General features: G+C 65.8%; 1 protein-coding gene and 1 pseudogene. Both read left to right on the top strand.

Annotated features, from left to right (window positions below; translation table 11 throughout):
• Window positions 1-777, top strand: a 777-nt coding sequence (locus PHA01_RS29115) for a Rossmann-fold NAD(P)-binding domain-containing protein (RefSeq protein WP_465248749.1), incomplete at its 5' end; no start/stop codon positions are given.
• A pseudogene (locus tag PHA01_RS29120) lies at window positions 777-955 on the top strand (NAD(P) transhydrogenase subunit alpha); the annotation flags it as partial. The gene PHA01_RS29115 and the pseudogene PHA01_RS29120, both read left to right, overlap by 1 nt.

The following is a 955-nucleotide window of genomic DNA, read 5'->3' on the forward strand; positions in this document are numbered from 1 at the left end:
GCGGTCGAGGACGAGGAATTCAAGGCCGCCGAGACGGCGGGTGGCTACGCCAAGGAGATGTCGAAGGAATATCAGGCCAAGCAGGCGGCCCTGGTTGCCGACCACATCGCCAAGCAGGATATCGTCATCACCACGGCGCTCATTCCGGGGCGCCCGGCGCCAAGGCTGGTGACGCGTCAGATGTATGCGCGCATGCGTCCGGGCTCGGTCCTCATCGACCTGGCGGTCGAGCGCGGCGGCAATGTCGAAGGCGCGGTTGCCGGCAAGATTACCGAAGTGGACGGCGTCAAGATCGTTGGCCACCTGAATGTCGCCGGCCGCATTGCCGCCACCGCCTCGCAGCTTTACGCCAAGAACCTCCTCGCCTTCGTCGAGACCCTGGTCGACAAGGAGAGCAAGACAGTCAAGATCGATTTCGACGATGAACTGGTCAAGGCCACCGTTTTGACCCATGACGGCAAGGTGGTGCACCCGAATTTTGCCCGTGCTGAAGCCAGTGCTGCCCCGGCAGCGCCAGCACCGGCAGCCTCTGCGGCCAAGCCCGCTGCGGTCAAGAAGGCTGCTCCTGCCAAGCCCGCGGCAGCCAAGCCGGCGCCGGCCGCAAAGGCGGCGGCTCCTGCCAGAGCGGCCGGCAAGGCTGCGACACCAAAAGCCAAGACGGCCGCCAAGACCGCGGCTCCAAAGCCTGCTGCGCCCAAACCCGCTGCGACCCCATCCCCTGCAGCCCCATCCCCTGCAGCAAAGACTGCCGCTAAAAGCACGGAAGGAGAGGCATGATGGCTGCCGATGCAACCCTCGACAAGGCACTCGATGCCTTGAACCAGGCGACCGAGATGGTGCGTCAGGCCGCCGGAACCATGCCGGATGCGGCAGGCGCTGCGGCGCATGCGGTCACCGGCGGTGCGGTCGATCCCTTCGTCTTCCGCCTGGCCATCTTCGTCCTCGCGATCTTCGT

It is taken from the genome of Candidatus Phyllobacterium onerii, assembly GCF_028331445.1.
Classification (GTDB): domain Bacteria; phylum Pseudomonadota; class Alphaproteobacteria; order Rhizobiales; family Rhizobiaceae; genus Phyllobacterium; species Phyllobacterium onerii.